The sequence below is a fragment of the Moritella marina ATCC 15381 genome (genome assembly GCF_008931805.1).
Taxonomy (GTDB): domain Bacteria; phylum Pseudomonadota; class Gammaproteobacteria; order Enterobacterales; family Moritellaceae; genus Moritella; species Moritella marina.
On sequence record NZ_CP044399.1, the window covers coordinates 75,023 to 90,264 of the forward strand.

Genomic DNA, 15,242 nt, shown 5'->3' on the forward strand with positions numbered 1-15,242 from the left:
CCCAACCTCCCCCTTGAAGTTAAAGGGGAGGAGCAGACCCCCTCCCAACCTCCCCCTTACTCTTAACTACAAAATAAAGGGAGGAGCAGTCCAAGTTCCCTCCCATTTTACTTAAGCAAAAAGTAGGGGAGGGTTAGGGTGGGGTCATGTAGTCACCGTATCGAATCCGGCGATTTGATGCCAATAGCCATTGCACTCGCGGTCGAGTTTTAAATCGAATTTAATATTATCTTCCGCAGCCTGTTTAAATTGCCCAAGGGTTTCAAATGCTGAGTCACCTAGCGGACTCACACGTACCACATCGACTAGATCTTGCATACTCGCCACATCATTCAATAAATTGTATTTATAGCCTGACATAGTTTGAATACCATTGATGGTAAATAACTCTTTATCGTCTTGGCTGTAAACTGGTTTACCATTAGCGTGGTTAATACAACAGAGTTCGCAATCATCTTTGGCACGGTTTTCTGAACGGGCAGTAAAGCAACGTGCTGAGTAGGCTAGGGGTAAGTGCCCATGAGCAAATACTTCGATTTCAAATTGGTCGCGAATATTAAGCAAGCGAGAGTCTTCTTGCAATTGTACTAACCAATCACGAGATAGCTCAACTGGCATAACCCAACGCTGCATGCCCTTATTGACTAAGAGTTGTAGTACCTGTGCGTTATAAACGTTTAGTGCATGACCACAGACAAACGGTGTTTTGGCTTCAGCTAATAAATTAATCGCTCCAAAGTCATTAGCTTCGACAATAAAATCACCATTTTCACAGTATTTACGCAGTATATTGACCTCTGACGGTGCTTCTAACAACGCCATCGTTGAGATCACAACTTGCTTACCTGAGTTAGCTATTTCTTTGGCTAAGCCAAGCCAGTCTTTGGGTTTTAATTCTCGGCGTTTACTGCAAACTGTTTCACCGAGGTAAATTATATCGGCATCTGAGTTCACGGCTGCAGTATAAAAATCTTCGACTTGTTGTTTTGGCCAATAATATAAGATTGGTCCTAATGCATATTTCATAGCTATCTCGCTGCGGTTGCGAATACAAGTTTTATTCATGTAGATTGTTTTAATATCAGTACTTTTATATCAGTACCTTTACATCAATACGTTAAAGGCGGCTACTGCCAATCTCGGTGGTAAGCGCCGAGTGTGGTACTAGTACCTTCTGAAAGCTGATCAAGCTGTTTATTCCAGGCTGTTTCGACTTGATATTGCGCTGGATCTTGGCGGTAGCGATCAAGTGCGGCGCGCCAGACTTTCGTCACTTGCTCGGTATAGGCTGGACTACGTTGGCGGCCTTCAATTTTAACGGCTGCAATATTGGCTTGTGCCAGTTCTGGTATTAATGCCAGCGTATTTAAGCTCGTTGGCTCTTCCAGTGCGTGGAATACTTTACCGTCGACATTAAAGCGACCTTTGCACAGTGTTGGATAACCAGTTTTTTCTTCTGGTTGGTAGCGGTCGATAAGCACATCGTTTAAGCGAGACTCTAGACCTTGCTCGGTTTCTTCCCAGCGCACGAATTTAGCAGGCGAACATGCTCCGACTGTATTTGGTGACTCACCGGTTAAATAAGATGATAAATAACAACGGCCTTCAGCCATAATACACAAGCTACCAAAGGCAAACACTTCTAATTCGACATCGGTATTACGGGCTAATTGTTTTACTTGGTGGATGGACAATACGCGCGGTAATACTACGCGACTGACATTAAAGTTATTGGTATAAAAGTTAATGGCTTCAACATTGGTTGCAGAGGCTTGCACGGATAAATGCAGTTCTAAATCAGGATATTTTTTGGTGGCGTAATCAAGCACGGCGACATCAGAAATAATCGCAGCATCCACTCCCATATCTGCGCAGCGGTCAACGGCACGTTCCCAGCGTTCTAATTTTCCTGGGTGGGCAAAGGTGTTGATTGCTACATGTAGGTGACGGTTGTTACTACGAATATAATCGACCGCTTTATCGAGTTTTTTATCGGTAAAGTTTAAGCCAGCAAAGTGGCGGGCATTCGTATCGTCTTTAAAACCGATATAAACGGCATCAGCGCCATTATCTACAGCCGTTTTTAGGGCCGGTAAGTTACCTGCGGGGCAGAGTAATTCCATTATTATATTATCTCGAACCATGAATCAGGACGAAAGTGTAAGGCAAGCATTTTTACGGATAATTGATTTAGGGCAGGATTAACTAATTTACTTAGTTTAAATTCACCATAAATTGACTTCGATTATGAACAGGTTAATTTAACAGGGCTAGAATGATTTTTATATTCAAAATGATGCCTAATAAATCACACCTAATAAACTAGGCCAAGGAACAATACTCAATGTTACATTCTCTACACCGTAAGTTAGTACACACTGTACCAACGCTATTAGCGATACCGGCTAAAGTCTTGCCTTTTTCACTGCAAGAAAAAGTGCTATCTCAAGTATTTAATAAAGTATTCGCTGAAGCGCTCGCGGATGATGAGTTTGAGTTTCTTGAGCAAAAATGGCTACAAGTTGAAATTACCGATTTAGGGATTAACTGGTTTATTAGTTGTGTGGATAATAAATTGGTGATCGCGCCGTGTGCAGCAACCGTTGATGTGAGTTTTAAAGGTAATTTAAATGAATTGGTGTTAATTACCGCCCGCAAAGAAGATCCGGATACGTTATTTTTCCAGCGCCGTTTAAAAATTGAAGGTGATACCGAACTCGGCTTGGAAGTTAAAAATATGCTGGATAGTTTTGATCTCGATGAACTACCAACAGCGGTAACGACATTACTGGCCTATGTGGCAGAATTTATTCAGCAGGGCTTAGCTGATCCAGTACTCAGTAACGAATTAAGCAGTAGCACAGTGAAAAACAAAACAATGGCCTAGTACAGCTGAATATGCAACGCCGTTATTGACGCTATCGTGATGCCGAAGTGAGTATTCGCATCATGCCTTCGTATGGTTATAGCATGGTTATAGTATAGCTTTACCTGTTCGCTATAGACCTTACTGACGCTTCCCTCATATCATCTTTCGATTAAGGTTCGTGCCATATGGATATGGACGCTATTTAATCGTGAGTAATTTGAGGCAAGGAGCATACAGTGAGATTAGTTGTTATTAGTGGTAGTACCCGAAATCGCTCGACAACCATCAAGGTTGCTCAGTCTGTCTTGCAATTAGCAGAGCAATCACAGTTATTTAGCAAGATTAATTTATTAGATTTTGTGAAAGTATCTTTACCGATTTGGGATAAGGCGATACAAAATGAGTTCGATGATTGGCAAGATGAGTGGCAAGTCACCGCGCAGTTAATACGCTCTGCTGATGCGATCATTATCGTGAGCCCCGAGTGGGAAGAAGAAAGTCTAGATAATTTTTATGCGTTCTGCCAGCATGATGATTTTCCTTTATTGCCCTGTGCGGTATTACGTGTTGGTAGCAATTGCCGTGGTGCATACTCATCGACAGAACTCGCGATGGCTAATTTCTGTAAGAATCATACCTGCCTGATCTTAGAGCACTTTATTGTTGCGACAATTGAGTCTGTGAATAATTGCAAAGAAACCTATTATCCATTTGAAACCCCGTTAGTTGAACGTATACTGGCTAATTTAGGCTTGATGAAGCAGTTGGTTGATAATGGTGGCCTGTTATCGCCAACAAGGTTACATCTCGCTTAGTCTAGTGCGGCTTAGTTTAGCCTGGTTTACCTGAGGTGTTGGATGTCATCAAAATTTCCCCAATTTGCTACTGAGCGTTTAATTATTCGTGTTGCGGTGGCGAGCGATGCTGAAAAGCTATGTCAGTATTATATTCGTAATCAAGTGCATTTAGCCCCTTGGGAACCAATACGTAGTGAGGTTTATTATACCCTGCGTTGGTGGCAATTGCGTGTCGAACAGATCCACATTGAGTTTAATGCGGCGAGTGCGATCAATTTTATTGCTATCGATCGGGATACCTCAGAGATTGTGGCTGTTGCTAATTTTAGTAATATTATTCAAGGTGTGTTTAAGTCCTGCTATCTCGGTTATTCAATCTCAAAGGCGTATGAAGGGCGGGGACTGATGGTGGAGTTTTTACAAAGCTGCTTAGCGTTCATGTTTGAAAATGTCGGATTGAATCGAGTAATGGCTAATTATATTCCGGTGAATGAACGCAGTGGCGCATTATTACAGCGACTCGGTTTTGAACGTGAAGGTTATGCTCGTCAATATTTAAAGATAGCTGGAGTTTGGCAAGATCATGTATTAACGGCGTTGTTACATGCAGATTGGTCAGCGCGTAATCGCAATTCCGATAATTAAGTACTCTACATAATATTTTTCTACACAGAGGTTTATAAGAATTAATATAAGCACTGAATTAAAGTAAAACGGCGAGCTAGAAGCTCGCCGTTTTCGTATTTATTCGTCTGAAATCGAATCTTTGCTAGCGCTGATTAACGGGTTGCTTTTGTCGCTTCTTGGATCATGACAAATTTTTCCCATAACGTTTCCTCTTTTTCTACATTATCCGGATCGGTAATAATGCAGTTAATCGGGCAAACTGTCTTACAGGTTGGTTTATCATAATGACCAACGCATTCAGTACATAGCAGTGGGTCAATTTCATAAATCTTCGCACCAAAGGTGATTGCGCCATTCGGACACTCCGGATCGCACATGTCACAGTTAATACATTTATCATTAATTAATAATGCCATAAGGTTATTTCTGCTTTCCTAATGGATTATTTATGCGGGTTACGCGTATCTTCACTATTGGCAAAGTTACGCATAAGTAGCGCGTGATCCAATTCTACTTCTTCAGGTACAGGTAAGTAAACAATGTGACCAGAACCAGGCGCATATTCCATTGACTCACCTTTACGGTTTTCTAATTCTTCAAGTTTAAAGGTCATGTTGCCTTGTGGTGTCATTAATTCTAATGAATCACCCACTAAGAATTTGTTTTTCACGATCACTTCAGCAAAACCTTTGTCGTTACGACCGTTTAGCTCACCAACGAATTGTTGCGTTTCACTGATTGAATAGCCGTAATCGTAGTTTTGGTATGCATCGTGTGTATGACGGCTTAAGAAACCTTCCGTATAACCACGGTGGGCAAGGTGTTCTAGTGTCCCCAATAATGATGGATCAAAGTCGCGGCCAGCAACGGCATCGTTAATCGCTTGCTTATATACTTGCGCAGTACGCGCACAGTAGTAGAAGGATTTAGTACGACCTTCAATTTTTAATGAATGTACGCCCATTTTCGTTAGACGCTCAACGTGTTGGATAGCACGTAGGTCTTTTGAGTTCATGATGTAAGTACCATGCTCATCTTCAAATGCTGGCATATATTCGTTTGGACGACCTTGTTCTTGTAATAAGAAAATTTGGTCAGTCGGTTTACCTTCACCTAAAGTCGGTTCTGGCGAATCAGTTTCTGGCATATAGATTTCTGGTTTGGTTGCAACAATATCACCCGTTTCATTTTCAGTCGCATCATGCGCATCGTATTTCCAGCGGCATGAGTTAGTACATGAGCCTTGGTTTGGATCGCGTTTATTGATGTAACCAGATAATAAGCAACGGCCAGAGTAAGCCATGCACAATGCGCCGTGGACAAATACTTCAATTTCCATATCAGGACAATGGAAACGAATATCTTCAATTTCATCCAGTGATAATTCACGCGATAAGATCACGCGTTTAATACCTTGGGTGTACCAGAATTTCACCGTCGCCCAGTTTACTGCATTGGCTTGCACTGAAAGGTGGATAACCATATCAGGAAACGCTTCACGTACCATCATGATCAGGCCTGGATCAGACATGATAATTGCATCTGGCTTCATCGCGATGATAGGGGTTAAATCACGGATGAATGTTTTTAATTTCGAGTTATGAGGTTGGATATTACAAACGACATAGAATTGCTTACCAAGTGCGTGCGCTTCATTGATACCAACTGCTAAGTTTTCTAAGCTAAATTCATTGTTACGAACACGTAGGCTATAACGCGGTTGACCAGCGTAAACAGCATCAGCGCCATAAGCAAAAGCATAGCGCATGTTCTTTAAAGAACCGGCAGGGGAAAGTAATTCTGGAGTAAACATTTCAACCTCAATTTTTGTCTGAGTTCAAGTCAGGGAATGTCCTTCGACATCAAGGTTCGCGATTCTACGTGTTGGTTGGTATTTTGGTGTTGATCTAGATCAGGTTTTATTGGAAGAGTCTGGGGCGAGATAGGCGTCATTTTCGTGCAGATACAAAAAAGCTCAGAACAAGTCTGAGCTTTTTTATTTCGTCATTTTAGCAATCTGGATTTAGAAGATAATCATTAAACCAGGTAGTGCGAAGAATGCGCCAACTACATAACCAAAGGCGATGAATTTGTTTTCAGTACCTTGGCGTGCTAATGCTTCTGAACACTTGATTGGAATCTCACGTAAGAACGGGATACCGTAGATAAGTGCTACTGCGAATACGTTAAACATTACGTGTACCAGTGCAATTGTCATTGCTACTTGTGCGAACTCACCGCTGATAGATGTTGCAGCAAGTAACGCTGTAATTGTTGTACCTATGTTGGCACCCAGTGTGAATGGGAAGATTTGACGTGTAGTAAACACACCGCTACCCGCTAGTGGAATCATTAGGCTTGTAGTTGTTGATGATGATTGCACCATCACAGTAACTGCTGTACCAGATAAGATACCGCTTACTGGACCACGACCGATGGCACCGTGTAATACTGCTTTAGCACGACCAACCATTACTGATTTCAATACTTTACCTAGGAAGGTAACTGAGAAACCAATCATGAAGATACCGATGAACACCATTACTAGACCAACTGTATTGCTTTCTACAGGTAATGAACCAGCAAGTTCTTTAATTTGGTTTACCGCAGGTTTAGTTAACGGTTTAATAAAGTTGAATTCTTTAATACTTAAGCTGCTGTCAGAAACAAAGAAATCAGCTAGGAATGTCGCCATTTTCTCAAGGATACCAAATGCAATTTCCAATGGTAGGAAGATAGCAACGGCGAGTAAGTTAAAGAAGTCATGTACTGTTGCTGCACTGAATGCACGCTCAAACTCTTTCTTGTCACGGATATGACCCATGCTCACGAAAGTGTTGGTGATTGTCGTACCCATATTCGCACCCATAACCATCGGGATTGCGATTGAGAGTGGTAAGCCGCCGGCTACTAGGCCAACGATTACTGATGTGACTGTACTTGAAGATTGTACTAACGCTGTAACTAGGATACCTAGTAATAAAGCGACAAATGGGTTAGTTGCGAAAGCGAATATTTGTTCTGCACCAGCACTACCACCGGAGAACATTTTAAAGCCTCCGCTTACCGTAGATACAGCTACCAATACGAAGTATACCAATGCGGCTACACTTACCCAGCTAAATACTTTTTGCATTGTGCTTGGGTTCAATTCAATTGCTTCGTTGTTGTTTTTCATCTCTAGGTACCGTTTTATCCATCGCTCTTGACAGATTTGCTTCAGTTAGTTGACGAGAAGGATTAGAACAAACTTGTGTGACAGAAATATTACAATGAATTTTTAATGTCATAAAAAATGCGATGTAATATTTAAGCTATTGTTTTTATATGGCTATTTATTTGAAATTAATTTCATTAGTTATTGTAATAAGTGAGAACGGCTAGCTTAAATTGGTTGTTTTTGGCGTTTTTATACACAAATAATAGCTATTGTGACAGTGTTGTCATGTTCATTATGCGGATATAGGCTGCTGGACAGGGATAAAATGCGCTTTAATGCGTAAAGGTATGGCATGATTCATAGTCTAAGGACATGCTGTAGATAGTAGATAGTAGATAGTAGATAGATGAAGAGTGCAGCATGCCGGCATTGGCATACTGCATAGGAAGGCGACAATGTATTGGTTATCGTTATCGTTATCGCTTATAGCGCCCTTTATGACGGCAATTTATTATAGCGTTTATTTTGCCGTTGATTCTTCGCCACCTAAGGCTGTGATCAGCTCAGGGATAAAGCGCATTAGCTCACCAGTCATCAAGGCAAAGTCAGCATCAAATTTAGCCGCGTAATCATCGGTTGCTACATCATCATTTTGTTCTTTGATAAGGTCGCTGAACTTAAGACGTTTTACTGACATGTCATCGCCCAATAAGAAAGACAGTGATTCGCTCCAATCCAAGGCTAATTTTGTTACTAGCTTATCAGCATTAAGATGGTGTTGAATTTCTTCACTGGTTAAGTCTTGTTCTTTACAACGGATAATACCGCCGTGTTCAAGTGCAGAGCGTAATTCAGCTTCATCGCCTAATTCAAAACCAGGTGCAGCATTACCTTTATTTAACCATTCAGTCATGGTGATATCAGCTGGTGTGGTTAACGCAACCGGAACAACGGGTAAGCTGCCAACACATTTACGTAATAACGCGATCAGGTCTTCGGCTTTTTTAGCGCTTGAAGCATCTACCACTAATAAATCTTGCGATGGACAGATCCAAGCAAACGTTTGGCTGCTACGTGGGAATGCACGCGGTAAAAGTTGATGAACGATATCTTCTTTCAGTGCATCTTTTTCTTTTTTCTTCAGGCCGCGGCCTTGTTCTGCTTCAATGCTATCTACTTTTTCTTGTAGCATGTCTTTAACCACAGATGCGGGTAATACGCGGTCTTCTTTTTTCGCACAGATCAGGATGTTATCGCTAATACCGTGTGTTAACGCTTGGCCTGATTTACCCAGTGGTTTGATCCAACCGAACTTTGACAAGTCTTGGCTACCACAAGGGGTAAACGGAAAGTCAGCTAACTTGGTTTCAAGTTGCTCAATATCTAGTTCAAATGGACGGGTGAAACGATAAATTAGTAAGTTTTTAAACCACATTATAGCAGGACCTTGGTATCAACTGTTTGGATAACCAGTATACTCAAGGACGTTGGAAATACAAGTTTGCCTCTTGGCTAAACCTTCATCAACTTAGATCTAAACTTAAGGTGCCAACTGTCCTTTAGGTTTATAAATAATTTAATGGTATTGTCAATTTAATTATTAAAATCAATATTTTAATTAAGTGCTATATTTATGTGCGATAAATGACATTTGTTAGGTATGAATCGACTTTTTAATAAAAAATTCATCAATGTAATAATACTGAAACATATTGAGCAGATAATCGCTTTCAGTTAAAGTCGAAAGATAAATAAGTCTTTCATCATTTAAATAGAAATCTTTTACTGACTGTACGCAGTTGATAAGGGAAGAATAGTAAAGGATATTTACAGTGTCTAAGCGAATTTTAGTAGTTGAAGATGAACTAGCGATCCGTGAAATGTTGTGTTTTGCATTAGAGCAAAAAGGATTTGATGTCGTTGAAGCTGGGGATTATCCAGAAGCGGTAGAGCGCCTCGTTGAACCTTACCCTGATTTGATCTTACTTGATTGGATGTTGCCTGGTGGCAGTGGCATTAAATATATTAAGCACTTAAAATCTCAACCTCATTCATCCGCTATTCCTGTCGTGATGTTAACTGCACGTGGTGAAGAGGAAGATAAAGTCAAAGGCTTGGAAGTCGGAGCGGATGATTACATTACCAAACCCTTCTCGCCGAAAGAATTGATTGCACGATTAAACGCTGTTATGCGTCGTGTTGCACCAATGACGCAAGACTCAGTGATCGATATTAGTGGCTTGCAGCTTGATCCTGTTGCGCACCGCGTGTCAGCTGGTGACGAGGTGATAGATATAGGCCCAACAGAATTTAAACTATTGCACTTTTTTATGACCCATACCGAGCGCGTATACTCTCGCGAGCAGTTACTTGATAATGTTTGGGGTATGAATGTGTATGTTGAAGACCGTACGGTTGATGTACATATCCGTCGATTACGCAAAGCATTAACACCGAGTGAGCATGATAAGTATGTTCAGACTGTACGTGGTGCAGGTTATCGCTTCTCGGTACGTTAATCAGTAGAGTTGAAGTTACAATATGAATAAAACGAACGTTTTTCTCAGTGGCTTATGGCGACTGTTATATTGGTATATCCCGTTTTTTCTTGTTGGTTTAATTATTGATGATATCACCTTGAGTTTACTCATTGCTGCGGGTATCAATGTGATTGCCCTGTATCGCAATCAATATGTATTGCATAAATGGCTGTGGGTAGGGCGAAGTGCCACACCACCGGAAGGCAAAGGCAGTTGGGAATCTATTTTTAACGGTATCTATAGTTTACAGCGTCGCCATAAACGTAAGCGTAAAGAATTGCGTGTGGTGATCCGCCGTTTTCGTGAGGGGGCTGAAGCGCTCCCTGATGCTGTTGTTGCCTTAGATACTGATTATTCGATTATGTGGTGTAATAAATTAGCGCAACAAATGATTGGCTTGAAATGGCCGGAAGATGCAAATCAACATATTGGTAACTTGATCCGGACACCGGATTTTATCCAATATCTAAATTCTAAAGATTACCAAGAGCCATTAGAGATCACATCGCCGACGCATAATTCGAAAACGCTAGAAATCCGTATTATGACTTATACTGATGATCAATCGATGTTGGTTGCACGTGATGTCACTGAACTGCGTCAGCTAGAACAAGTTAGACGGAACTTCATGGGTAATGTGTCACATGAATTGCGCACCCCGTTAACCGTCTTAAAAGGTTATTTGGAGATGCTTGAACCGGATGAGTCGGACAAAATGTTTTTACGTGCGCACAAAGTCATGTCAGAACAAACGGCACGTATGGACTCGTTGGTGAATCAACTACTGGCCTTGTCTCGAATTGAAGCTGCACAGGCTGTCGACTTTGAAAAACAAGTTGATATACCGTTTATGTTGTCGATGTTAGAGCAAGAGGTATTAATTTTAGGTGCTGATAAGGCGTTAAATGTCACATTTACCATTGAACATGGTTTGTTTGCCATGGGTGATGAATCGCAATTACGCAGTGCAGTATCTAACTTAATCTATAATGCAGTACGTTACACGCCTGAAAAAGGTGATGTAATTGTGGAGTGGAAAAAAACCGCAGCGGGTGGCTCATTTAGCGTGAAGGATAATGGTGATGGCATCTCTGCCGAGCATCTTCATCATTTAACCGAGCGTTTTTATCGTGTTGATGATGCGCGTTCACGTGATTCTGGTGGTTCAGGTATTGGCTTATCCATTGTTAAACATGTATTGACCAATCATGACTGCTTGTTGAATATTGACAGTAAAGTGAATAAAGGCAGCTGCTTTAGCTTTACACTCCCGCAGGTGACTACGGTAAAACGCCATTAAGATTATAGTCACTATAACGCTTGAAGCCCATCCATCGTGTGATGGGCTTTTTTGTCATTGATTTAATTTTATTTAGTATAAATCGATGACTGTCATCAAACCGTCATGTTTCGTTCATATTATTGTCATCAGTTTATTGGATACTTGTAGTCACAGAAACGAGATACAAAACATTATTAGTCATTAAGACGAAGTAAAACATTATACTTGGAGAAGTAAAAAATGAATATTAAACAAATTGTTGTAGCATTAGGGATTTCAATGACAGCAATCGCTTCACAAAGCGCATTTGCTGCAGGTCTAGACCCTAAATTACCAGAATACCAAAAAGTCAGCGGTATCTCAGGTAATCTATCTACAGTTGGTTCAGATACATTAGCAAACATGATGACGTTGTGGGCTGAAGAATTCAAACATACTTACCCAAGTGTTAATGTGCAAATTCAAGCGGCGGGCTCTTCTACAGCGCCACCGGCACTAACTGAAGGTACTTCACAATTCGGACCAATGAGCCGTAAGATGAAGTCAAAAGAAATTGAAGCGTTTGAAAAACGTTACGGTTACAAACCAACGGGTATTCGTGTTGCTATCGATGCACTGGCAGTATTCGTACATAAAGATAACCCAGTTGAAGGTTTAAGCATTGCAGATGTTGATGCAATCTTCTCAAGCACATTAAAATGTGGTGAATCTAAGCGTGTTGAACGTTGGGGTGAGCTAGGTCTAGAAGGTTCTTGGGCAGAACGTGACATTCAATTGTTCGGTCGTAACTCAGTATCAGGTACTTATGGTTACTTCAAGAAAAAAGCACTGTGTAAAGGTGACTTCAAGAACAATGTAAATGAGCAACCTGGTTCAGCATCTGTTGTACAGTCTGTATCATCATCACTGAATGCAATTGGTTACTCAGGTATCGGTTATAAAACATCAGGTGTGCGTGCAGTAGCAATTGCTAAAAAAGGCACTAACTACATTGATGCAACATTAGATAATGCAGCATCAGGTAAATACCCACTGTCTCGTTACCTATATGTTTACATCAACAAAGCGCCAAACAAAGCATTATCACCAATGCAAACTGAGTTCTTGAAATTGATGTTATCAAAACAAGGTCAGAAGATTGTAGCGAAAGATGGCTACATCCCACTACCTAACTCAGTAACAACAAAAGACCTTAAGAAAGCGGGTATTACACTGTAATACGACTTGCTTAAGTGAATTAATTCAAAGCCCGCTATTCAGCGGGTTTTTTGTTTTCTGTCATACCACTATTTTACAATGCCATTCTGGTCTCACCTATTGATTCATTGAGTATTTATCGCGGCTCTTCGCACTGTCATTAAGTTTAGAGTGATTGCTTATAAAGTGATACATTCCTTACGTTTTATCCCCATTTTGGTGCATTTTTTCAGTCTAGGTCTAATGGGTTTTAATGTTTTTTAGTTAAGCTGCTGATATATAAGGGTTAAAAAACCATTTTTTTAGTTGGCATTAGTGTTGCAGTATTTTAGCTAGGATAAAATTTTATATATTTTTTTTATTATCGAAGAGGGATTTTTTATGGGACAAGAAAAATTTAACATACTGTCTTTTTCAGGGAAGATGAAAACCTTACACCTATCGTGGATGGCGTTTTTTATTACCTTTGTGGTGTGGTTTAATGCCGCGCCATTAATGCTAGCGATCAAAGACAGCATGGGACTCACGACAGAAGAAGTCAAAACCTTACTGATCCTCAACGTTGCTTTAACTATCCCTGCACGGGTTATTATTGGCATGCTAACCGATAAATATGGCCCGCGTATTGTTTATTCGACCTTGTTAGCTGTCTGCTCAATTCCTTGTTTTATGTTTGCTTTGGCAACGACGTTCGAACAGTTGGCTATCGCGCGTTTTATGATGGGTCTAATTGGTGCGGGTTTTGTGGTTGGTATTCGTATTGTCAGTGAATGGTTTCCGGCTAATGAATTAGGGACCGCGGAAGGTATTTATGGCGGTTGGGGTAACTTTGGTTCTGCGGCAGCCGCCTTTACTTTACCGACGGTAGCACTATTATTTGGTGGTGAAGATGGCTGGCGTTATGCGATTGCTATTACTGGTTTCATGAGTCTAGCGTTCAGTGTGGTGTATTATTTTAACGTCACGGATACACCGAAAGGTGCAACGTATTTCCGTCCGAAAAAAGGCGGGGCAATGGAGGTCACGAGTAAAGGCGACTTCTATCTATTATTGTTCATGAAGTTACCTATGTATCTCACCTTGGGTCTGTTAGCGTGGAAACTACTACAGATAGATATGTTCACTGAAACCACAACCAATGCTATCTATGCTGGCCTGGGTCTATTGTATGTACTTGATTGCTGGAAAACATACCAAGTAAACAGTGATATCTTTATCAAAGAGGTACCTGAAATTGAGCGTTATAAGTTTAAGCAAGTCGCTGTTTTAAATGTATTATATTTTTCAACATTTGGTTCAGAGTTAGCTGTTGTTTCTATGCTGCCGTTGTTTTTCGCTGAAACATTCGGTTTAGGTATGGCTGAAGCGGGTATGGTTGCAGCGTCTTATGCCTTTATGAATTTGATGTCGCGTCCTGGTGGTGGCTGGATCAGTGATCGCTTTGGCCGTAAGAAAACCTTACTTATTCTAACTGCGGGTCTTGCGGTTGGTTACTATGCAATGTCGCAAATCACTGGTGAATGGTCACTTGTAGTGGCTATCGCGACAGCAATGGCATGTTCGTTCTTCGTGCAAGCGGGGGAAGGGGCTGTATTTGCTGCCGTACCATTAATCAAACGTCGTTTAACAGGGCAGATTGCAGGTATGACTGGCGCATATGGTAACGTTGGCGCAGTATTCTACTTAACGCTGTATTCTATTGTATCAACGCAAGTTTTCTTCTACGCAATTGCTATTACCGCTATTGTTGGCTTTATTGCATTACTGTTAATGGAAGAGCCAAAAGGTCATATTGCTGAAGTCGATGAAGACGGTAAAGTTACATTAATTAATGTGTCATAAACCAACGACGTTAAAGGTTATGTTGCGATCGAGGTTGTGAACTATTTATGACGCGGAATGATAATCGTTAATCAGCAGGGCAATATAATATAAAAAACGGCGCCATTATCTTATCGATAATGGCGCCGTTTTGTTTGTGCTGTATTTATATATGCGCTGCGTTATATATTTCGCCCTTTATTTAGGTCGCGATTTATATGGTTTAAATGGCTAATTAGGCTTCGGTCATTTCAGACATTAAGGTAGGTGAAATTTTTGTCAGTGCGATATTAAATTTATCAAAATCGAGGTTTTCTGGTAATGCGAGCTTCAGTTTGGCGTAAAAACAATTATTATCCGATTGCCATAGGTCCTTACAATGCGTTGTTATCGCTTTTAATTCAATATTGTACTGTGTAAGCACTTGAGATACTTCATTAATAATGCCTGGTCTGTCAGAATCTTGAATAATGAGACAAGGTGACTTATGCCAGACACTTTGGTTTTTACCTTCTGCGAAATTGATGGTCAGGCCTGGAATGAGGCTTAATGCTTCACATAAATCACGGTAATGTTCATCTTCAACTGAAATTTGTAGAATGCCTGCAAATTGCCCGGCTAGCTCACTCATATTACTTGCTAACCAATTGCCCTTATGTTCGGCGACGACACGCGATAAATTATTGATGAGCCCAGATTTGTCATCACCAATAAGCGTTACGATAAGTTGTTTAAGCATTATTAAGCCTTATGTAATAAATTCGATGCCGCATAATTATGATACGGCGTACTATAATTATGCGGCGTACTATATGCAAATAGCGTGCATAAATATAGTGCTATTATCCCAATATCAGAACTTCGTCGAGCTAATGTGGAATATATTTAACGTTGTTGCGGGATGTCATATAACTGTCATATAAATTCCCTATAATCCCGTTGTGATTAA

14 protein-coding genes are annotated in these 15,242 nt (G+C 40.7%); 7 read left to right on the forward strand and 7 right to left on the reverse strand.

Going from position 1 to position 15,242, the window contains the following annotated elements:
* Positions 1-144: 144 nt before the first annotated feature.
* The gene (locus FR932_RS00480) at positions 145-1,026 is read right to left on the reverse strand and encodes a U32 family peptidase (protein ID WP_019440393.1); all 882 of its coding nucleotides are present in this window, start codon (positions 1,024-1,026) and stop codon (positions 145-147) included.
* Positions 1,027-1,127: 101 nt separating this feature from the next.
* Positions 1,128-2,123, reverse strand: a complete 996-nt coding sequence (gene ubiU, locus FR932_RS00485) for a ubiquinone anaerobic biosynthesis protein UbiU (protein WP_019440392.1) — start codon at positions 2,121-2,123, stop codon at positions 1,128-1,130.
* Between the two features lie 221 nt (positions 2,124-2,344).
* On the opposite strand from ubiU, the gene ubiT reads away from it, so the two are divergent.
* From ubiT to rimJ, 3 genes are all read left to right on the forward strand, one after another.
* The gene (gene ubiT / locus FR932_RS00490; RefSeq protein ID WP_019440391.1) at positions 2,345-2,887 is read left to right on the forward strand and encodes a ubiquinone anaerobic biosynthesis accessory factor UbiT; all 543 of its coding nucleotides are present in this window, start codon (positions 2,345-2,347) and stop codon (positions 2,885-2,887) included.
* A 218-nt stretch (positions 2,888-3,105) separates the two neighbouring features.
* Positions 3,106-3,684, forward strand: coding sequence for an NADPH-dependent FMN reductase (locus FR932_RS00495; protein ID WP_019440390.1), 579 nt, complete (start codon positions 3,106-3,108; stop codon positions 3,682-3,684).
* 42 nt (positions 3,685-3,726) lie between these two features.
* A complete protein-coding gene (gene rimJ, locus FR932_RS00500; protein WP_019440389.1) occupies positions 3,727-4,311 on the forward strand; it encodes a ribosomal protein S5-alanine N-acetyltransferase in 585 nt (194 codons plus the stop codon).
* A 134-nt stretch (positions 4,312-4,445) separates the two neighbouring features.
* Here the strand turns inward: rimJ and FR932_RS00505 are convergent, their stop codons facing one another.
* The 4 genes from FR932_RS00505 to rdgC all read right to left on the reverse strand — a co-directional run bounded on the left by FR932_RS00505 (position 4,446) and on the right by rdgC (position 8,888).
* Complete coding sequence (locus FR932_RS00505; protein WP_019440388.1) at positions 4,446-4,709, reverse strand: YfhL family 4Fe-4S dicluster ferredoxin; 264 nt, start codon at positions 4,707-4,709, stop codon at positions 4,446-4,448.
* 26 nt (positions 4,710-4,735) lie between these two features.
* Positions 4,736-6,106 (reverse strand): prephenate-dependent tRNA uridine(34) hydroxylase TrhP, encoded by a 1,371-nt coding sequence (trhP, locus tag FR932_RS00510; RefSeq protein WP_019440387.1) that lies wholly within the window; start codon positions 6,104-6,106, stop codon positions 4,736-4,738.
* A gap of 210 nt (positions 6,107-6,316) precedes the next feature.
* Complete coding sequence (locus FR932_RS00515; RefSeq protein ID WP_019440386.1) at positions 6,317-7,471, reverse strand: Na/Pi symporter; 1,155 nt, start codon at positions 7,469-7,471, stop codon at positions 6,317-6,319.
* Between the two features lie 502 nt (positions 7,472-7,973).
* Positions 7,974-8,888, reverse strand: coding sequence for a recombination-associated protein RdgC (gene rdgC, locus FR932_RS00520; RefSeq protein WP_019440385.1), 915 nt, complete (start codon positions 8,886-8,888; stop codon positions 7,974-7,976).
* 397 nt (positions 8,889-9,285) lie between these two features.
* Here rdgC and phoB point away from each other — a divergent pair, with 397 nt between their 5' ends.
* The 4 genes from phoB (at position 9,286) to FR932_RS00540 (ending at position 14,314) form a co-directional block, all read left to right on the forward strand.
* Complete coding sequence (gene phoB, locus FR932_RS00525) at positions 9,286-9,972, forward strand: phosphate regulon transcriptional regulator PhoB (RefSeq protein ID WP_019440384.1); 687 nt, start codon at positions 9,286-9,288, stop codon at positions 9,970-9,972.
* A gap of 22 nt (positions 9,973-9,994) precedes the next feature.
* Positions 9,995-11,293, forward strand: a complete 1,299-nt coding sequence (gene phoR, locus FR932_RS00530; protein ID WP_019440383.1) for a phosphate regulon sensor histidine kinase PhoR — start codon at positions 9,995-9,997, stop codon at positions 11,291-11,293.
* A 222-nt stretch (positions 11,294-11,515) separates the two neighbouring features.
* Complete coding sequence (locus FR932_RS00535) at positions 11,516-12,493, forward strand: PstS family phosphate ABC transporter substrate-binding protein (protein WP_019440382.1); 978 nt, start codon at positions 11,516-11,518, stop codon at positions 12,491-12,493.
* Between the two features lie 360 nt (positions 12,494-12,853).
* Entirely contained in the window at positions 12,854-14,314 is a 1,461-nt protein-coding gene (locus tag FR932_RS00540) for a NarK family nitrate/nitrite MFS transporter (RefSeq protein WP_019440381.1), read from the forward strand.
* Between the two features lie 214 nt (positions 14,315-14,528).
* Here the strand turns inward: FR932_RS00540 and FR932_RS00545 are convergent, their stop codons facing one another.
* Positions 14,529-15,032, reverse strand: a complete 504-nt coding sequence (locus FR932_RS00545) for a glycine cleavage system transcriptional repressor (RefSeq protein WP_019440380.1) — start codon at positions 15,030-15,032, stop codon at positions 14,529-14,531.
* Positions 15,033-15,242 lie beyond the last annotated feature (210 nt).

Excerpts from the sequence above, each read along its gene's own strand:
- phoR (WP_019440383.1), top strand. The coding sequence starts at position 9,995 with ATGAATAAAACGAACGTTTTTCTCAGTGGCTTATGGCGACTGTTATAT.
- trhP (WP_019440387.1), bottom strand. The coding sequence starts at position 6,106 with ATGTTTACTCCAGAATTACTTTCCCCTGCCGGTTCTTTAAAGAACATG.
- FR932_RS00505 (WP_019440388.1), bottom strand. The coding sequence starts at position 4,709 with ATGGCATTATTAATTAATGATAAATGTATTAACTGTGACATGTGCGAT.
- ubiU (WP_019440392.1), bottom strand. The coding sequence starts at position 2,123 with ATGGAATTACTCTGCCCCGCAGGTAACTTACCGGCCCTAAAAACGGCT.
- rdgC (WP_019440385.1), bottom strand. The coding sequence starts at position 8,888 with ATGTGGTTTAAAAACTTACTAATTTATCGTTTCACCCGTCCATTTGAA.
- FR932_RS00540 (WP_019440381.1), top strand. The coding sequence starts at position 12,854 with ATGGGACAAGAAAAATTTAACATACTGTCTTTTTCAGGGAAGATGAAA.
- FR932_RS00535 (WP_019440382.1), top strand. The coding sequence starts at position 11,516 with ATGAATATTAAACAAATTGTTGTAGCATTAGGGATTTCAATGACAGCA.
- FR932_RS00480 (WP_019440393.1), bottom strand. The coding sequence starts at position 1,026 with ATGAAATATGCATTAGGACCAATCTTATATTATTGGCCAAAACAACAA.
- FR932_RS00515 (WP_019440386.1), bottom strand. The coding sequence starts at position 7,471 with ATGAAAAACAACAACGAAGCAATTGAATTGAACCCAAGCACAATGCAA.
- rimJ (WP_019440389.1), top strand. The coding sequence starts at position 3,727 with ATGTCATCAAAATTTCCCCAATTTGCTACTGAGCGTTTAATTATTCGT.
- FR932_RS00545 (WP_019440380.1), bottom strand. The coding sequence starts at position 15,032 with ATGCTTAAACAACTTATCGTAACGCTTATTGGTGATGACAAATCTGGG.
- ubiT (WP_019440391.1), top strand. The coding sequence starts at position 2,345 with ATGTTACATTCTCTACACCGTAAGTTAGTACACACTGTACCAACGCTA.